General features: G+C 47.7%; 17 protein-coding genes and 4 tRNA genes. All 21 read left to right on the top strand.

Annotated features, from left to right (window positions below):
- Positions 1-65: 65 nt before the first annotated feature.
- The 21 genes from QZT18_RS08470 to QZT18_RS08370 all read left to right on the top strand — a co-directional run bounded on the left by QZT18_RS08470 (position 66) and on the right by QZT18_RS08370 (position 16,790).
- A tRNA-Tyr gene (locus QZT18_RS08470) sits at positions 66-147 on the top strand.
- A gap of 58 nt (positions 148-205) precedes the next feature.
- Positions 206-279: transfer RNA gene (locus QZT18_RS08465), tRNA-Met, on the top strand.
- A 154-nt stretch (positions 280-433) separates the two neighbouring features.
- Positions 434-506, top strand: a tRNA-Phe gene (locus QZT18_RS08460).
- 18 nt (positions 507-524) lie between these two features.
- Positions 525-597 (top strand) — tRNA-Lys (locus QZT18_RS08455).
- Between the two features lie 228 nt (positions 598-825).
- Positions 826-1,104 (top strand): IS66 family insertion sequence element accessory protein TnpA, encoded by a 279-nt coding sequence (locus QZT18_RS08450; protein WP_294146586.1) that lies wholly within the window; start codon positions 826-828, stop codon positions 1,102-1,104.
- A gap of 65 nt (positions 1,105-1,169) precedes the next feature.
- Positions 1,170-1,736, top strand: a complete 567-nt coding sequence (locus tag QZT18_RS08445; RefSeq protein WP_294146582.1) for a flavodoxin family protein — start codon at positions 1,170-1,172, stop codon at positions 1,734-1,736.
- Positions 1,737-1,797: 61 nt separating this feature from the next.
- Positions 1,798-2,724, top strand: coding sequence for a LysR family transcriptional regulator (locus tag QZT18_RS08440; protein ID WP_294146580.1), 927 nt, complete (start codon positions 1,798-1,800; stop codon positions 2,722-2,724).
- 168 nt (positions 2,725-2,892) lie between these two features.
- A complete protein-coding gene (locus QZT18_RS08435) occupies positions 2,893-3,489 on the top strand; it encodes a TetR/AcrR family transcriptional regulator (RefSeq protein ID WP_227032800.1) in 597 nt (198 codons plus the stop codon).
- 474 nt (positions 3,490-3,963) lie between these two features.
- A complete protein-coding gene (locus QZT18_RS08430; protein ID WP_294146577.1) occupies positions 3,964-5,205 on the top strand; it encodes an aminotransferase class V-fold PLP-dependent enzyme in 1,242 nt (413 codons plus the stop codon).
- 36 nt (positions 5,206-5,241) lie between these two features.
- On the top strand, positions 5,242-5,640 hold the full coding sequence (locus QZT18_RS08425) for a VOC family protein (RefSeq protein WP_227032802.1): 399 nt from the start codon (positions 5,242-5,244) through the stop codon (positions 5,638-5,640).
- Between the two features lie 43 nt (positions 5,641-5,683).
- Positions 5,684-6,367, top strand: coding sequence for an aspartate/glutamate racemase family protein (locus QZT18_RS08420; RefSeq protein WP_294146572.1), 684 nt, complete (start codon positions 5,684-5,686; stop codon positions 6,365-6,367).
- Between the two features lie 77 nt (positions 6,368-6,444).
- Complete coding sequence (locus QZT18_RS08415) at positions 6,445-6,816, top strand: hypothetical protein (protein WP_294146570.1); 372 nt, start codon at positions 6,445-6,447, stop codon at positions 6,814-6,816.
- Positions 6,817-6,830: 14 nt separating this feature from the next.
- Positions 6,831-7,202: a hypothetical protein gene (locus tag QZT18_RS08410; RefSeq protein WP_294146568.1), complete on the top strand. Its 372-nt coding sequence runs from the start codon at positions 6,831-6,833 to the stop codon at positions 7,200-7,202.
- An 18-nt stretch (positions 7,203-7,220) separates the two neighbouring features.
- Positions 7,221-8,783 (top strand): ABC transporter substrate-binding protein, encoded by a 1,563-nt coding sequence (locus QZT18_RS08405; RefSeq protein WP_294146565.1) that lies wholly within the window; start codon positions 7,221-7,223, stop codon positions 8,781-8,783.
- A gap of 152 nt (positions 8,784-8,935) precedes the next feature.
- Positions 8,936-9,865, top strand: coding sequence for an ABC transporter permease (locus QZT18_RS08400; protein ID WP_294146563.1), 930 nt, complete (start codon positions 8,936-8,938; stop codon positions 9,863-9,865).
- Positions 9,866-9,877: 12 nt separating this feature from the next.
- Positions 9,878-10,759, top strand: a complete 882-nt coding sequence (locus QZT18_RS08395; protein WP_294146561.1) for an ABC transporter permease — start codon at positions 9,878-9,880, stop codon at positions 10,757-10,759.
- Positions 10,760-10,811: 52 nt separating this feature from the next.
- The gene (locus tag QZT18_RS08390; RefSeq protein WP_294146559.1) at positions 10,812-11,867 is read left to right on the top strand and encodes an ABC transporter ATP-binding protein; all 1,056 of its coding nucleotides are present in this window, start codon (positions 10,812-10,814) and stop codon (positions 11,865-11,867) included.
- The gene (locus QZT18_RS08385; RefSeq protein ID WP_227032809.1) at positions 11,867-12,814 is read left to right on the top strand and encodes an ABC transporter ATP-binding protein; all 948 of its coding nucleotides are present in this window, start codon (positions 11,867-11,869) and stop codon (positions 12,812-12,814) included. The genes QZT18_RS08390 and QZT18_RS08385 overlap by 1 nt, the downstream gene beginning before the upstream one ends.
- Before the next feature lie 26 nt (positions 12,815-12,840).
- Positions 12,841-14,265 carry a Sapep family Mn(2+)-dependent dipeptidase gene (locus tag QZT18_RS08380; RefSeq protein WP_294146553.1) on the top strand — a complete coding sequence of 475 codons (1,425 nt, stop codon included), beginning with the start codon at positions 12,841-12,843 and terminating at the stop codon, positions 14,263-14,265.
- A gap of 398 nt (positions 14,266-14,663) precedes the next feature.
- A complete protein-coding gene (locus QZT18_RS08375) occupies positions 14,664-15,629 on the top strand; it encodes a ComEC/Rec2 family competence protein (protein ID WP_294146551.1) in 966 nt (321 codons plus the stop codon).
- A gap of 24 nt (positions 15,630-15,653) precedes the next feature.
- On the top strand, positions 15,654-16,790 hold the full coding sequence (locus QZT18_RS08370) for an ABC transporter substrate-binding protein (protein WP_294146549.1): 1,137 nt from the start codon (positions 15,654-15,656) through the stop codon (positions 16,788-16,790).
- Positions 16,791-16,792: the final 2 nt, after the last annotated feature.

The following is a 16,792-nucleotide window of genomic DNA, read 5'->3' as shown; positions in this document are numbered from 1 at the left end:
GAGCAGCTGATTTGTAATCAGCAGGTTATCGGTTCGAGTCCGATCATCGGCTCTTATATTTTTTTGGATGGGTTCCCGAGTGGCCAAAGGGGGCAGACTGTAAATCTGTTGCGACACGCTTCGGTGGTTCGAATCCACCTCCATCCATTAAATAGGTGTTGTATTTTTCACACTTATTGTATATAATAGAATATGTAATAATTAGCGCGGGGTGGAGCAGTCTGGAAGCTCGTCGGGCTCATAACCCGAAGGTCGTAGGTTCAAATCCTGCCCCCGCAATTTTTTTGCAATGAGATGTGCGTAGATAAGCTGCCGAAAACTGGCAAGAGTGTTTGCACTCTTGAACGTTTTTGGCATTTTGTCTATATACGGCGAATGACGTAAGTGAAGGACCAAAAGTCCCGGCTTCACATCAAAGTGCTAAAAAGGACAAGCCCAGATAGCTCAGTTGGTAGAGCAGAGGACTGAAAATCCTCGTGTCGCTGGTTCGATTCCGGCTCTGGGCACTTTGGTTTAATACCAATGGGGTATTAGCTCAGTCGGTAGAGCACTTGACTTTTAATCAAGTTGTCCGGGGTTCGAATCCCCGATGCCTCATGAATGAAAAAAAGCGGAAAACCTTGTGGTTACAGGGATTTCCGCTTTTTTTGTGTTTTTGGAAAGCAGCCGAAAGTAGCGATTCTAGCCGAAACTAAATGTCTAAAACGTGTCTAAAAAGGTAAGCGTCAAATAACATAGTGTATTTCTTTTCCTGCCATAATCCGTGATAATTAGTCTTAGAGTTTTAGAGTCTGTTCTTAAAAATCTAAAACACGCAGGTATGTCATGGAAGAATTATCAGCAAAGACACAAATCAATATTCAGAAATGGCTGGAAGTCATTCACCGATGCCGCGACAGTGGGCTTTCAAACCAGCAGTGGTGTGAAGAGAATGGCATTTCTTTGAAAAGCTACTTTTACGGGCTCGCAAAGATCAGGAAGTTGGCGATTGAAAACCTTCCACATAAGCGAAATGTAGGCTCTGTTTCCACGGAAGTACCGGAAACTACCATGTTTGCATCCATTCCGGCAGTGCAGTTTTTCTGGAGGAAAAGGATAGGATAGAAACGATAGAAACAGGAGCGGGGATATGGTATAATCATGTAAAATAACGCCAGGAGATTGTACCTATGAAAGTATGTATTTTGATGGGGAGTCCAAGAAAAAAAGGAAATACAGCCGCTTTACTGGAGCCGTTTTGTAATCAGCTGCAGAGAATGGGACATACTTGTGAAATAATATGGCTCTATGACAAAAAGATTGCGCCATGTACGGCTTGCCGGAGGTGTCAAACGGACTGGTCATCTTTTGGATGCTGTATTCATGACGATGCATATGATATTTTCGAACGTGTTCTAATCTGTGACTTGATAGTACTGGCTACGCCGATTTATTCATGGTATTGCACACCGCCGATGAAATCACTTCTGGATCGCTTTGTCTATGGCATGAATAAATATTATGGCGCGGAGAAAGGCCCTGCTTTGTGGAAAGGGAAGAAAGTGGCATTGGTTGTAACCTGCGGATATCCTCCTGAAAAGGGAGCAGACTTATGGGAAATCGGTATGCGCCGGTATTGCAGGCACTCTCAACTTTTCTATATTGGAATGCTTGCAGAGCATGACAGCGGTTATGGTTCGGCCTTTATGGATGAAGAAAAAAAACAAAGAGCAGCTGATTTTGCCTTGAAGTTATAAATATTATTATAGCTTTTTGCTGTATGATAAGTGAAACCGTTTTATATCAAAAGGAAAAATTATGACATTAAAAGACATGTACTATATCAGCCGGATATCCGCTGAAAAAAATATGACCAAAGCAGCAGCCAAACTTTTCGTTGCACAGCCGGCGCTCAGCCAGTGTGTCCAGAAGGTGGAGCGGGAGCTTGGCACACCTGTGTTCGTCAGAACGGCGGCAGGCGTGTCGCTGACGGCGGAAGGACAGCGGTTCTTGGAGTTTGTAAACAAGATGCTATACGAAGAGCAGCAGATGAAGAAGGAGATTGAAGATATCGCCCATGCGGAGCGGGGGGAAGTGAAACTTGGTTTTACCGGCGCCCAGGCGGCGCATGTCCTTCCGCATTTTCTGCCGAGGTTCCGGCAGCAGTGTCCCTATATCGACATTATTCTGGAGGAAGCGGCCAGTGACAAGATAGAGGAGATGCTGGCCGCAGGAGAGATCGACGTGGGCATCTTACATCCTCCGATCCTTACACCCGGCCTGGAAAGCTTTGAACTGATACACGATCAAATGGTGATTGTGCCGCGCAGAGACAGTGATTACCGGAAATTCGTCTACAGGGATAAGGAGGCCGGCGCCGGTTCTGAACGCTCCTATCTGGATATCCGGTTTTTGGAGATGGAGCCGGTGGCATTGACACCGGACAGGCAGAGGAGCCGCATGGTAACGGAACAGATTTTTGCAAAGGCCGGAATTATACCCCAGATCAAGCAGGTGTCGCGCAATCTCAGCACATTGGATGCACTGGCACAGGCGGATTACGCCACGGTGATTCTGCCCGAAAAGCAGATTTCGGCCGCTTTAAAGGACCGGGAATACTTTTTGATTGATGAGCGCTGCGGAGCGCCGTTTGGCTTCTGGGTCGCCCTGTTACAGGGAAGCTACGTCTCCCTGGCGGCGCAGAAGATGCTTCTCTTTCTGAGGGAAGAGTTTAATTTGACATAAAGATAAGATCATGATAGTATGTAAGTGTTACCAAAGGTTTAAGTATTTTTAAAACATAGCCCAATAACGTCAGACCGAAAAAAAGAATATGCCTTTGTAAGACCAGACTTTCGTATCATATATGCTGTATGTTTGTAAAATAAAACGATCGAGGGGGATTGCTTTTTCATGAGAAAAACGAAAGAAGATGCAGAGCTTACAAAGCAGAATCTGCTTGAAGCGGCATTTCATCTTTTTTTAGAGAATGGTTACGACCGGACGTCACTTGAGCAGATTTGTCAGCTAGCCCAGGTTACCAGGGGGGCGGCATATTGGCATTTTAAAAACAAATATGAGATTTTTGAGAATACGGTCATTGAGACGTTGAACCGTATCCATAATGTGGTGGTAAAGAATATCGCTCACAATGACGGCCTTAAGGACGAGGAAATTCTGGTCGAACTTATGTGGCTGCCGAACTGTATGACGGATGACTTCCGGTTTGCCAGGAAGACGATGGCTTATGTCCAGGGACATGACGAGTTTTCTGAGCTGAGAGAGAGAATGCTGGAGGATAAGAAGCGTCAGTACAGTTATTTTCTGGAGCCTATCAGGCGTATTAAGAACAGAAATAATAAACTGGATGATATATCGGAGAATGAACTGGCTTTCCTGATGTTCTATGCATTGGACGGTGTTTATATCCAGGATATACCGAGAGAGATTGCCATAGGAATCGATAAAAAGCTGATTCGGAAGTATGTTCATCTGCTTCTGAGAGAATAGAATATAAAAGACAGAGCGCACAGAGCGGGAGGGATTCCGCTTCTGTGCGTTTTTAAATTCTGCTTTTATGGATGACGGAGACCTGCTCTTATACAGGTGGAACCCATAAGGAGCACTATTATATTTATTTTATAAAATGTCGATTTATGTCCCTTGGATAGGTGAAGAAATTGTATTGAAAATTAAATATATCTCGAAATTAGGACAGGAATTATCAGATTGTATTTGAAATAATTTCTGCAAGATAACTTAAAAGAATAAAAAAACTACATAATTATGAAAGTTTTCTATAAAATATTTTGTAACATGCAGTATAAAGTATAAATGAAAAGTTATTATTAAAATAAAGCAAAGCAATTGACAAGTAAACAGAAAACTGTTACTATACAAATATACAAACATGCATGAATGTATACGTACGGAAAAGGTCTTGGGACAGCTTTAACGGAAATGTATGCAAGGAGGATTATTGAAATGAATATTGATTTTGAAAAGATACGTAAAGAGGAGTGGCCGGTACTTGAAACAATGACATTTTTAGATGCAGCATGTGTGAGTTTTGCTCCTCAGCGTACCGTGAAGGCAGTAAAGGCATTTGCGGAAATGACGGCTACACAGGAAGAGGCAAACTCCAGCGCTCACCATATCGCGATGGATTCACTCAGGCATAAAGCTTACGAAGAAGCCGCAAAGCTGCTGAATGCGGATCCGGAAGAAATTGCTCTTGTTGAGAGTACTTCCCACGGTCTTAATATCGCTGCACAGGGTATTGAACTGCAGGATGGTGATAACATCATCACAACAAATCTGGAGTTTATCCAGGTAGCTCTTCCCTGGTGTGTTATGAGAAAAGACAAGAACATCGATATTCGTGTCTGCAAAACAGATGACAATCGTTTCACAGCAAAGGATTTCGCAGCTCTTGTAGATGAGAAGACAAAACTGATTGTTATGTCCACTCTGGAGTGGTGTAACGGATGGCAGACAGATTTGAAAGAACTTGGCGAGTTCTGTAAAGAGAAAGGTATTTTCCTTGTAGTAGATGCCGTTCAGCAGTTGGGCGTTACAAAGATTGATACAAAAGAATGCCATGTCGACATCCTGACGGCGGGCGGCCACAAATGGCTGAACTCCCCATACGGAACCGGCGTTCTCTATGTAAACAAGGAAGCGCTTCCAAAGATTAAACAGTCTTATGCGGGCTATTTAAACACAACCGTTCCGGAAGGCGGATGGGGTGCATACTGGGAGAATCCGGCAGCACCGTCGGTAAATGCCTGGACATTTGATGAAACGGCCAGAAAGTTTGAAATCGGCGGAACTTCCAACTACACGGGAGCAATCGCTTTAGGTGAATCCCTGGCTCTTGTCAATGAGATTGGAATCGAGAACATTGAGAAACGGATTCGTGAAATTGCTACATATTGCATGGACAAAATTGAGGAGATCGGTGGTACACTTATTACACACAGAGATCCGGGACATTTCGGCGGAATCGTAATCGCAAGATTATATGACGACCTCGATGTTGACAGAATGATTCTTAAAAAACTTCACGCACAGAGGATTTTTATCGCACAGAGATTTACCGATTATATCGGCGGTTTCAGAATCTCCTGCCAGTACTTCAATAATGAGAAGGATATCGACACCATGATCGCCGCTATGAAAGAAATCATTAAAGAAATCGGCAGAGAGCCTGATTATAAGAAATGATTTAACAGAATGAATTTATGAAAGAGGAGTAAAAGAATGGCCAAACTTCAGCTTACGTCAAACATCACGTTTTTATATTTTAACGATTTAGAAGCTGCAAAACCATTTTTTGAAGAGGTTCTGGGGCTGGAAAAGGCTTACGATCCTGGTTGGGCAGTAGTATACCGGCTCCGTGATAAAGCATTTTTAGGAGCTGTTGACAACAAGAGCGGTTCCATTCAGGTTACCTCCACGGACAGCGTGCTGATTAGCCTTACCGTCGGCAATATTGAGGAGGTTCATGAAGCTCTCAAAGGATGTGAAGGAGTGGACGGACTTTCCGATATCAAGCAGGTAAAGGATTTGGATCTTAAATCATTTTTCTTTACCGGTCCGGAAGGATACCACTTTGAAGTGGAACAGTTTACATCAGGGGCACTCAGCGAATTGTTCTGATGAAGACGGTTAAACCAATGATTTATGAAGAAAGGGGAGGAAGATGTCGGTAGGAATTCTTTTATTCGCCACGGCCGGCGACAGACTGAAAGGGGATCCCGGTTTTCCCGGAACGTTTGATTTTCCTGTTGAATACGGCATTGTGGAAGGCAGTTACAGGGACCTGATAGAGGGTTCACCCGATGCGTGTAAGAGACTTTGTGAAGCTGCAAAAGAGCTGGAACGAAAGAATGTATCCGCGATAGCAGGGGATTGCGGACTGATGGCCCTCTACCAGCGGCAGATAGCAGATTCGGTCGGAATTCCGGTGATATCTTCCAGCCTTTTGTTTCTTCCGTTTGCACGGATGATGATATTCGGGGAACAGTCCATCGGAATCCTGACGGGCCACTCGGCGCTTCTGGGGGAGCACCATTTAAGAGCGGCCGGAGTCGGGAACATGGATGGAATCGCAGTCTACGGAATGCAGAATGAACCTCATTTTAAAGAAGTGGTAATTGAAGGAACGGCAAAGCAGGATTACGAAAAGATGAAAAGAGATGTACTGAATGGGGTTAAGCATCTGAAGGAGTCATGCGGGGCTCTGGGAGCGGTACTCCTCGAGTGCAGTAACCTGGCCGTGTTTGGGGCAGAGATTACCAGGGAGTTTAAGATTCCTGTATTTGATATTAATACGGGAGTGTACATGATGCAGGAAGTTCTGAATAAGAAGTGTTACTGCGATTGAGCCATTGGCTGAGAGGCGGTATACAGGCAGGCGGAACTGTTTACGGATTGTTTTTATGAATGAAAGGGAAGGTTACAATGAGATTTTACGAATATGAGACATGGAAATTAAAAGACGGGATCAATGTGGAAGAGTACGACCAGATGCTCCGTGACTGGTTCCAGTTCCTCCACGATCACAAGGAAGAGCTGTTCCAGGAGTGGATTAGCGCCAAATACTATAAAGAGACAGACATCGAGGGAGTTCCCTCCGGCCGTTACATTATGGTATTCGAGTATGAGTCGCTGGAAGGACATCACACATACAAGAAGCGCAGAAATTATAAGGGGCCGTATGCTCCATATAAACTGGTGGATCCGTATTATCACTATTTTAATTACGACGAGACCACATGTACATATTGGCAGCCGATTGAGCCGGAGCGCTGGCTGGATACGGATAAAAAATAAGGAGGGGTTATATTATGCGTTTTTTAGAGTACGAAACATGGAGACTGAAAAAGGATATTGATTTAGAAGCTTACGACAAAATCATCAAGGACTGGTTTGAATTTGTTAAGAAGAACAAAAAAGAACTGTTCCCGGAATGGGTAAGCGCAAAGTATTTCAGAAAGACGGACAGGGACGGAAATCCCAACGGGCTGTTTGTTATGTTATTTGAATATGAGTCCCTGGAAGGACATCATGCATATAAAGAACGCCGCAAAGACTGGGACGGACCATACGAGGCATACAAGGCAGTGGATCCATATCAGGAATTCTTTGAACTGGAGTCTGTAACATGCGAATACCTGCAGCCACAGGCCGTGGACAGCTGGTTTGATTTTTCCAAGTAAAATACAGGAGGGAATTTTATGAAAAAAATACTGGCAGTTGTTTTAGCAGCAGCAATGACAGTTTCTCTGGCGGGATGCGGCGGTAATGCGGCAAGCTCAGGAAATTCAGGCACACAGCCCGCAGGCGGCGCAAGCACAGGCGGCGAAGTAAAAGACACACTGGTAATCGGACATTATGGCGATACACCGAACTTTGATACACACGACAACTTAAACGACAACGGTATGCGTATCAACATGTGCGTTTATGATCCGCTCGTTCGTATGGACAATGAAACTTATGAGATTAAACCGTGTCTGGCAGAATCCTGGGAGCTTTCTGAAGACGGAAGGGAATATACATTTGCCATCAAGTCGGGCGTTAAATTCACAGACGGAACAGATATGTCGATTGACGACGTTGTTTTCTCACTGCAGCGCGGTATGACGATGCCGATGGCAGTTCCAAGCTTTGCACGTGTAACAGGCGTTGAGAAAGTGGACGACAGCCATGTAAAAGTTATCCTGGACGGACCGTATCCCGAGTTCTTATTCGCAATGGCGCTTCCGACAGCCGGTATCTTCAGCAAGACAGCTTTTGAGTCCATGGGCGAGGATGCATTCAAGAAGAATCCTGTAACGACAGCTCCTTATAAAGTGGCGGACTGGAAGGCAGGAGAGAAGGTTGTTCTTGAGGCCAACGAAAATTACCACATGGGCGAGGTTCCGATTAAACACGTGGAATACCGTGTTATCACAGACCCGAACTCCGCAGTGCTGAGCCTTGAATCCGGCGATATCGATGCATACGTTGACGTACAGCCGACAAGCTTTAAACGTATCCAGGAAAATGATAAGTTAGAGCTTCATATGGGCGATACATTCGGCCTTAACTACATTACCATCAACTGTGACAAAGCTCCGTTTGACAACATCAAAGCTCGTCAGGCCCTGGCTTATGCTACAGATAAAGAATCCATGTTATACGGTATTCTGGATGGAAACGGAACAATCATGGATACTTTCGCAAATGAGAAGTACCTTGGATACACAGATAAAGTTGTAAAATATCCTTATGACCTTGAGAAAGCGAAAGCATTATTCGCAGAGGCCGGCGTAGACGGAAGCCAGGAGATCTCCATCATCGTTTACGATACAAAAGCTTCCAAATATGCTCAGGTTTTACAGAACTCTCTTGCAGAGATCGGCCTGAAAGCCAATGTTTCCCAGATGGAACGTTCTGCATATGACGACGCCTGCTTAAACGGCGATTCAAACATTATGGTTGACGGCGGAACCTTTACGGCTCCTACGATTGATGAGGCGCTTTACTCCGGTATTCACTCCAGCCAGATGGATGTCCGCAACTACAGCAAATATTCCGATCCGCTTGCCGACCAGTATCTGGACGAAGCGCGTGTAACGCTGGATGAGACGGAAAGAGCCGCTCTGTATGAGAAACTTCTCATTAAGCTGAGCGAGGATCTTCCTATGATTCCTACTTTAAGCGGAACAAAGAATATTGCTACCAATAAGAACCTGAAGGGCGTTACGGTTAACCCATGGTCCTTCTATAACATTTACGAATTCAGCTGGGAATAATAAGATTCCTTACGAACGTTACATAATTGAATGATGATTTTGTCCCGCCTTCCGAAATTCAGCTTTACCGGAGGCGGGACGAATGAAATCAGGAGTAGTTTGGTTACTGGTCACGGAGTGGACAGTAATACAGTTCGAGATAGGAGCGGGGTATGCATAAATATATTGCAAAAAGACTTCTTTTGATGATACCGGTTATCGTCGGCATTTCATTTATTATTTTCTCAATCATGAGCTTTATGCCAGGTAATCCGGCCCGTCTGATTCTGGGGGAGAAAGCGACTGCCGAATCAATAGCCGCTTTAAACGAGCAGATGGGATTAAATGATCCGTTCATTATGCGTTATTTAAGGTATATGGGCGATGTATTAACAGGGAATTTTGGTGTTTCTTACAGAACAGGCATGCCGGTAGTGGAAGAAATTATAAGACGTTTTCCAACCACCGCAAAACTTGCAGTTCTGAGTGTTCTCTTTGCAACGGCAATCGGTCTTCCTCTTGGAATCCTTTCAGCCGTAAAGCAGTATTCCTGGATTGACAGCCTGACAACCGTGCTGGGACTTGGATTCATTTCCATGCCGCCGTTTTGGCTGGGCCTTATGCTGATTATTCTCTTTTCAGCAAAGCTTGGAATCCTTCCGTCGTTCGGTTCAGATTCCTTTGCACACTTTATCCTGCCGGCGATTACCAGTTCGGCATCCACATTTGCAACACTGCTTCGAATGACGCGTTCCACGATGCTGGAAGTAATCCGCCAGGACTACGTCACAACGGCATATGCAAAAGGCGCGGAAAAGAGCAGAATTATTTTCCACCACTGCCTTCCAAACGCACTGATTCCGTTAATCACGGTTGTCGGCGTTAACTTCGGCGGTATGCTGGGCGGTTCCGTTATCACGGAGTCCGTATTCGGAATGTCCGGTATCGGCCAGCTTCTGATTATGTCCATCCGTTCTAAGGATGTTCCGGCCGTTATGGCATGTACGCTGCTTTTGGCAGTAATGTTCGGACTTGTCAATCTGATTGTGGATGTGATTTACGCTTATGTGGATCCACGAATCAAGGCACAATACGCAAAGTAGGGGGGTGGCATCATGGGAAGCACAACGTTGGAAATACAGACTGCGAAAAAAAATTCACAGCTTGGCATGATATGGCATCGTCTGACAAAGAATAAACTGGCCGTCATCGGTCTGGTTATCATTGTTGCCATGATTGTAGCCTCGATTGGAATCGGATTCACGGTCGACTATAATAAAATTATTTTACATGATCTGAAGAATAAGCTGCAGGGACCGAGCCTGGCCCACTGGTTTGGAACGGATGCTTATGGACGCGACCTGCTTTACAGAATTATTTACGGTGCGCGTATCTCCCTGTTTATCGGTTTTGTCTCCGTAGCCGGAGCGATGTTTATCGGCGGCGCAATCGGAGCGATTTCCGGTTACTACGGCGGCAAGATTGATATTGTGGTTATGCGTTTTATGGATATGCTGATGGCTATTCCTTCCACGCTGTTCGCCATCTGTGTCGTATCCGCCCTTGGTACCGGTGTTATGAACCTGCTTCTGGCCATCATGGTTTCCATGATACCTCAGTTTGCAATGATTGTCCGGTCTTCCGTGCTGACAATCAAGGGTTCGGAATTCATTGAAGCGGCGCAGTGCGGCGGTACGTCCACGGCCCGTATCATCATGCGTCACATTATCCCCAACGCCATGGGACCCATCATTGTACAGGCAACTCTGGCACTGGGCGGTGTTATCCTGACGGCGGCCTCCATGAGCTTTATCGGCCTGGGCGTTCAGCCTCCGGAACCGGAATGGGGCGCTATCCTTACAGAAGGACAGGAGTTCATGCGTGACTTCCCGTACCTTGTATTCTTCCCGGGTGTTACCATCATGATGGCAGTGCTGGCATGTAACTTCCTGGGCGATGGACTCAGAGATGCTCTCGATCCGAAGCTGAAACAGTAGAGTCTTTAAGAAGCCCAAACTGGTTTATGGTAACAATGGAAGGAGTATGACGATGAATAATAATGATATTTTGCTTGATATAAAGGATTTGGAAGTAACCTACGATACGGAGGAGGGGATTGTCCGCGCGGTTAATAATATTTCCTTCAGCGTGGTCAGAGGAAAAACCCTGGGTATCGTGGGAGAGACCGGAGCCGGTAAGACGACAACCGCTATGAGTATACTGAGACTCCTCCCGGAGAGAACCGGCAATATCCGAAAGGGAAGCATTGTCTATGACGGCAGAAACCTGCTGGATCTCCCGCTTGAGGAGATGCAGAGGGTCAGGGGCGAGAAGATCTCGATGATTTTCCAGGACCCGATGAGCAGCTTAAACCCCGTAATCACGGTAGGAGATCAGATTGCCGAGGTTTTGCAGCTCCATGAGGCAGCCGAGGGAAAAGGCGGCAAAAGACCCGGTAAAAAGCTGGGTAAACCGAGCCCGGAAATCATGAAGAGGGTCGATGAAATCCTTGAGATGGTAGGCATCCCGACGGAACGTAAGGTGGAGTATCCCCATCAGTTTTCCGGCGGTATGAAACAGAGGGTGGTTATCGCCATGGCTCTTGTCTGTGAACCGGAGCTGGTAATTGCCGACGAGCCTACGACGGCCCTGGACGTTACAATCCAGGCACAGGTTCTGGAGATGATGGAGAACCTGAAGAAAAAATTAAATACATCCATGATTTTAATTACCCATGATCTCGGTGTTGTGGCCGAGACCTGCGATGATGTGGCGATTATGTACGCCGGAGAAATCATTGAATACGGCACGGTGGAAGATATTTTCGACATGACAAAGAGCCACCATCCATACACGGTCGGACTTTTCAATTCGATCCCGAGACTGACCGACACATCGGAAAGACTGCAGCCGATTCCGGGACTTATGCCGGATCCGACGGCGCTGCCGGGAGGGTGCAGTTTCCATCCGCGCTGCCCGCACTGTATCAGTAAATGTGAACAGACGGAGCCGGGTATTTACCATTCCGGAACCCATAAAATCCGCTGTATCAGAATGGCTGATGACCACACGATGACGGATGACAAGGAAGGAGGAGCGTGCTGATGGCTTTTATAGAGACAAAGAACCTGAAAAAATATTTTAAGACCCCAAAAGGCATGCTTCACGCCGTAGACGATGTCAATATCAGTATTGAGAAGGGCCAGACCCTGGGGGTAGTAGGAGAATCCGGCTGCGGTAAATCCACCCTTGGAAGAGTTGTGCTCAATCTTTTGGAACCAACCTCCGGCCAGGTATTTATCGACGGCCAGGAGATGTATAAGCTGCACGGCGCGGCACAGAAGGAAATGAGGATGAGGGCCCAGATGATTTTCCAGGATCCCTATTCTTCCCTGAACCCCAGAATGTCGGTCAGCGAGATTATTGCAGAACCTCTTATCGCCAATAAACTGATGACGGAAAAAAGGGAAATCCAGGGGCGTGTGGAACAGTTGATGGAGACGGTCGGCCTTGCCCAGCGTTTTATCAACTCCTACCCGCATGAGCTGGACGGCGGACGGCGCCAGAGAATCGGTGTGGCCAGGGCGCTGGCGGTTAACCCGGATTTCATTGTCTGCGACGAGCCGGTATCGGCCCTCGACGTGTCAATCCAGGCACAGATTCTGAACCTGATGATGGATCTGCAGGACAGCATCGGCCTGACCTACATGTTTATCACACACGATCTTTCCGTTGTTAAACATATCAGTGATGAGATTGCCGTTATGTATCTCGGACAGTGTGTGGAGCGCGTTTCCAGCAAGGAGCTGTTCGTCAACCCGATGCATCCTTATACACAGGCGCTGCTTTCAGCTATCCCGATCCCGGATCTCTCCATGAGAGGAAAACCGAGACAGATACTGAGGGGAGAGGTTAAGAGCCCGATTGAACCGCCGGCAGGGTGCAGGTTTGCTTCGAGATGTCCTCATGCGACGGACGAATGCCGGGGCAGAAACTTCCAGCTTAAGGAAGTGGAACCGGGACACCATGTAGCCTGCAGACTGTATGAATAGGCATTGCCGGGAGGCAGAGGGAAATTATGCATCAGAAAATTAAAGAATATTTTGAAGTCCATAAGCAGGAAATGCTTAACGATATTATGGCTGCCATCCGAATTCCCAGTGTCAACGGGCCGGAACAGCCGGGCATGCCCTTCGGGGAAGAGAACGCCAGAGTTCTGGCGTTCGCCCAGATGCTTGGAAAAGAGCTGGGAATGAAAGCCGAGGTGCTGGAAAATAAAGTGGCGGTGATCGATCTGAACGACGCCCCGACAGAGCTTGATATTCTGGCGCATCTCGACGTAGTGCCCGCCGGGGACGGATGGACCGTTACGGATCCGTTCGTGCCGGTTATTAGGGACGGACGCCTGTACGGCCGCGGTTCTTCGGATGACAAGGGACCGGCCATTGCGGCATTGTACGCAATGAAAGCGGTAAAGGATTTGGGAATTCCGCTGACTAAAAATGTACGTCTGGTTCTGGGAGCGGATGAAGAGACCGCCTGCCGGGATACTGCATACTATTACAGTAAATTTAATGAAGCGCCCTGCTCATTTTCACCGGATGCCGAGTATCCGCTGATTAATATTGAAAAAGGCGGTCTTTATACAAAGTACAGCGCCGAGTGGGAGGAAGACACCGCTCATCCGAGACTCGTCTCCCTGAAAGGAGGAACGGCAGGAAATGTGGTTCCAAACCGTGCGGAAGCCATTGTTGAAGGACTTGCGGAAACGGTTATCAGGGATATCTGCAAAAAAGCGGGTGAAGAGACGGGGATCCAGTTTGCCGTAGCCCCTGAGGAAAACTCACCGGCAGGGGCCGAGGGAAGATATGTAATCCGTGCAACGGGAATCAGTACCCATGCCTCCACACCCTGGGACGGTAATAATGCGGTTACAGGGCTGATTAAAGCCGTTGTGAGCCTTCCGCTTGCCGGAAGCACGGGAATTAAGACCTTAAAGGGCCTTTCCGGGATTTTCCCGCATAATGATTATTATGGAGAGGCAGCAGGCGTTGCCCAGAAGGATGAAGTGTCGGGCGTGCTGACTCTTGGCACCAATATGGTGGAATACGGAACAACGGGACTGACGGGCAAGATAGACTGCCGCGCCCCGATCTGCGCTACGAAGGCAAATATGCTGGATGTACTGAGCGCAAGGCTCAGTGCGGCCGGAATTACGATTGACCCGGAAAGCCGGATGACGCCGCCTCACCACGTACCGGCCGAAAAACCGTTTGTACAGACCCTGTTATCCTGCTATGAGCAGGTGATGGGTGAAAAAGGATACTGCATGGCGATCGGCGGAGGAACGTACGCACATCACCTGGAAAACGGCGTTGCGTTCGGATGCATGAAGCTGGGAATCGATTATCATATGCATGGAGCCGATGAGTATCTGATTATTGATGATATGGTTAAAAGCGCGGAACTGTTTGCACTTGCCATTGCGGAAATCTGCAAGTAGCCGAGCCGAAAAACACTCAAATGAAAAACGCAATAATTATAGAAGAAGAGCAGGGGCTGCCCCGGGGAGATGAAACCAACCCGCGGGACAGAGCCGGCTCTTCTTTTTTGACCTTCAGGTGGAGGATAAACAAGAGCTCTGACAGAATTTCTCAAGGATTGACAGAATTTATTAAGTTGTCTTTGCGGTGACTAACTGTTATAATCGTGGGAGGAAACTTTACGAGTAACTGTTCAGAAGGTAGTATTCCGTGAGGCGTTTTCATGCGTTTTTGCATGAAAATCCCGAGTTTAGCCAGCGCGAAGCAGCGTTTTCTGCTGTTTCTGAGCATCATGAAGCTGTAATTATGAAGGTACTGAATAAGTTACCTCTACGATTAAAAAGGAGATAGCACAAAGATGAGAAAAGCGATAAATAGATGGGTGAAAAGAGCAGCCGGCATTTACCTGGCAGCGGCGATGACCGTGACGGTTCCGGTATATGCGGATGTGATTCCCCCAATCCCGACGGCCACAGTGCAGGATAACGTGGCGGCGGAAGAGACATACCTGGGAGGGGCGGAGCTTACGCTGCTTGCACCGGCAACCCAGAGCCAGAACCTGTCCTGTGTAATAGAGACCAAGGCGGGAAGCGTGATAGTAGTGGACGGTGGCCTCAGAGAGGATGCCCCTCATCTGATTGAGACGATTCAGGCCAAGGGAGGCCGAGTTTCGGCGTGGCTGATTACCCACCCGCACAGCGATCATATCGGCGCCCTGACGGAAATCCTGAATACACAGCCGATGCCGATCGAGATTGATAATATCTACTATTCATTTTTAGAGAGAGAGTTTTATGAGAGAGGCGAGCATATGGGCAGGATGGACAACCTGGACAATCTGCTGGCGGCCTTTAACAATATTGCGCCGGAGAAGCTGCACCCGTCCATTGATAAAGGGCAGCAGATCCAGGTCGATGAAGTGACAATCAATGTCATGAACAAGCCGTTCCGGAGTTTTCATAATACCTTTAACAACAGCTCCGTCGCATACCGCCTGGACTTAAACGGCAAGAGAATCCTCTTCCTCGGCGATATGGGCTGGGATGCGGGCCAGAACCTTCTGAAAAAGAATAAACCGGAAGATTTGAAGGCGGATATTGTACAGATGGCCCATCACGGACAGGACGGTGTGGAGCTGGACCTCTACCGTGTTATCAGACCTGAAATCTGTCTGTGGCCGACTCCCGACTGGCTTTGGGACAACGTGAAGAACGGCGAGGTGGATGCGGGCCCCTGGAAGACGCTGACCGTCCGTAAATGGATGGAGGCTCTGGGCGTTAAACGCAATCTCTGTGCAAAAGACGGAGATCAGATTCTGAGATAAAAGCTTGCAATAGGGGAGTCGATTATGGAAAAATTAAGAAGTATGAAAAAGCGTATATCAGCAGTACTGGCAGTAATCATGGCGGCAGCAATGTTTACCGGCTGCGCGGCATCAGGCGGGACAACTGCAGCGGAGACGCCAAAGGCGGCGGAGGTATCCGAATCCACAGCCGCAGGGAGCACGGAGGCGCCGGCTGATGCGTCTAAAGACGGTATCACGGATAAAGACAGTTCCACAGGTAAAGACAGCACCGGAGCAGGGGAACCGGCACAGAGGATTGTGAGCGGTTATTATATCACGACATCCGCCTGCATTGCCCTGGGTCTGCAGGACAGGATGGTTGGAATTGAAGCCAAGGCGGCAAGCCGCCCTGTCTATCAAATGGCGGCCCCTGAATTTTTAGAGCTTCCGAGCGTGGGAACCGCCAAGGAGTTCGACCTGGAGGGATGTGCCGCACTGGAACCGGATCTCGTCATTCTTCCAAAGAAACTGTCGGAACAGGCAGACATTCTGGAGGGAATGAATATCAGGACACTGGTGGTAAATCCGGAAAGCATGGAGGCCCTTAAGGAGACAATCCGGGAGATTGCCGCCCTGACGGGAACGGAAGGGCAGGCGGAAAAACTGCTCGGCTGGTATGCGCAGAAGGAAGAAAAACTGGCGGGCATCCTTGAGAAGGCCTCTTTAGAAAAGAAGACGGAAGATAGTGTTCCGAGTGTATATATTGCCGGTACAAGCAGCATACTGAGGGCCGCAACGCCCCAGATGTACCAGAGCAGCCTGATTAAGCTGGCCGGAGGAGTGAATGCGGCCTCCGATTTGAAGGATAACGGCTGGGCGGATATTTCCTATGAGCAGTTGATTGCCTATAATCCGGATGTGATCGTGGTGATTCCCGAGGCCGACTACACGAAGGAAGATGTGATGAAGGACAGCCGTCTCACCGGTGTCAATGCGGTGAAGAATGGACAGGTATATGAGATGCCGTCCTCCTTTGAGGCATGGGATTCTCCTGTTCCGTCAGGAATTCTCGGCTGTATGTGGCTGTCGTCGGCGCTTCATGAGGAGCTGTATCCGTTTGATGAATTTAAGGAAGAAGCCGCGGAATTTTACAGGGAGTTTTACGGCGCAGAGATCGACCGGTCACTAATCACGCGCTGATA

This window comes from uncultured Clostridium sp. (assembly GCF_900547735.1).
In the GTDB taxonomy this organism is placed as follows: Bacteria; Bacillota; Clostridia; order Lachnospirales; family Lachnospiraceae; genus Otoolea.
This window is presented reverse-complemented; position numbering and strand designations above follow the sequence as displayed.

Excerpts from the sequence above, each read along its gene's own strand:
- QZT18_RS08450 (WP_294146586.1), top strand. The coding sequence starts at position 826 with ATGGAAGAATTATCAGCAAAGACACAAATCAATATTCAGAAATGGCTG.
- QZT18_RS08445 (WP_294146582.1), top strand. The coding sequence starts at position 1,170 with ATGAAAGTATGTATTTTGATGGGGAGTCCAAGAAAAAAAGGAAATACA.
- QZT18_RS08440 (WP_294146580.1), top strand. The coding sequence starts at position 1,798 with ATGACATTAAAAGACATGTACTATATCAGCCGGATATCCGCTGAAAAA.
- QZT18_RS08435 (WP_227032800.1), top strand. The coding sequence starts at position 2,893 with ATGAGAAAAACGAAAGAAGATGCAGAGCTTACAAAGCAGAATCTGCTT.
- QZT18_RS08430 (WP_294146577.1), top strand. The coding sequence starts at position 3,964 with ATGAATATTGATTTTGAAAAGATACGTAAAGAGGAGTGGCCGGTACTT.
- QZT18_RS08425 (WP_227032802.1), top strand. The coding sequence starts at position 5,242 with ATGGCCAAACTTCAGCTTACGTCAAACATCACGTTTTTATATTTTAAC.
- QZT18_RS08420 (WP_294146572.1), top strand. The coding sequence starts at position 5,684 with ATGTCGGTAGGAATTCTTTTATTCGCCACGGCCGGCGACAGACTGAAA.
- QZT18_RS08415 (WP_294146570.1), top strand. The coding sequence starts at position 6,445 with ATGAGATTTTACGAATATGAGACATGGAAATTAAAAGACGGGATCAAT.
- QZT18_RS08410 (WP_294146568.1), top strand. The coding sequence starts at position 6,831 with ATGCGTTTTTTAGAGTACGAAACATGGAGACTGAAAAAGGATATTGAT.
- QZT18_RS08405 (WP_294146565.1), top strand. The coding sequence starts at position 7,221 with ATGAAAAAAATACTGGCAGTTGTTTTAGCAGCAGCAATGACAGTTTCT.
- QZT18_RS08400 (WP_294146563.1), top strand. The coding sequence starts at position 8,936 with ATGCATAAATATATTGCAAAAAGACTTCTTTTGATGATACCGGTTATC.
- QZT18_RS08395 (WP_294146561.1), top strand. The coding sequence starts at position 9,878 with ATGGGAAGCACAACGTTGGAAATACAGACTGCGAAAAAAAATTCACAG.
- QZT18_RS08390 (WP_294146559.1), top strand. The coding sequence starts at position 10,812 with ATGAATAATAATGATATTTTGCTTGATATAAAGGATTTGGAAGTAACC.
- QZT18_RS08385 (WP_227032809.1), top strand. The coding sequence starts at position 11,867 with ATGGCTTTTATAGAGACAAAGAACCTGAAAAAATATTTTAAGACCCCA.
- QZT18_RS08380 (WP_294146553.1), top strand. The coding sequence starts at position 12,841 with ATGCATCAGAAAATTAAAGAATATTTTGAAGTCCATAAGCAGGAAATG.
- QZT18_RS08375 (WP_294146551.1), top strand. The coding sequence starts at position 14,664 with ATGAGAAAAGCGATAAATAGATGGGTGAAAAGAGCAGCCGGCATTTAC.
- QZT18_RS08370 (WP_294146549.1), top strand. The coding sequence starts at position 15,654 with ATGGAAAAATTAAGAAGTATGAAAAAGCGTATATCAGCAGTACTGGCA.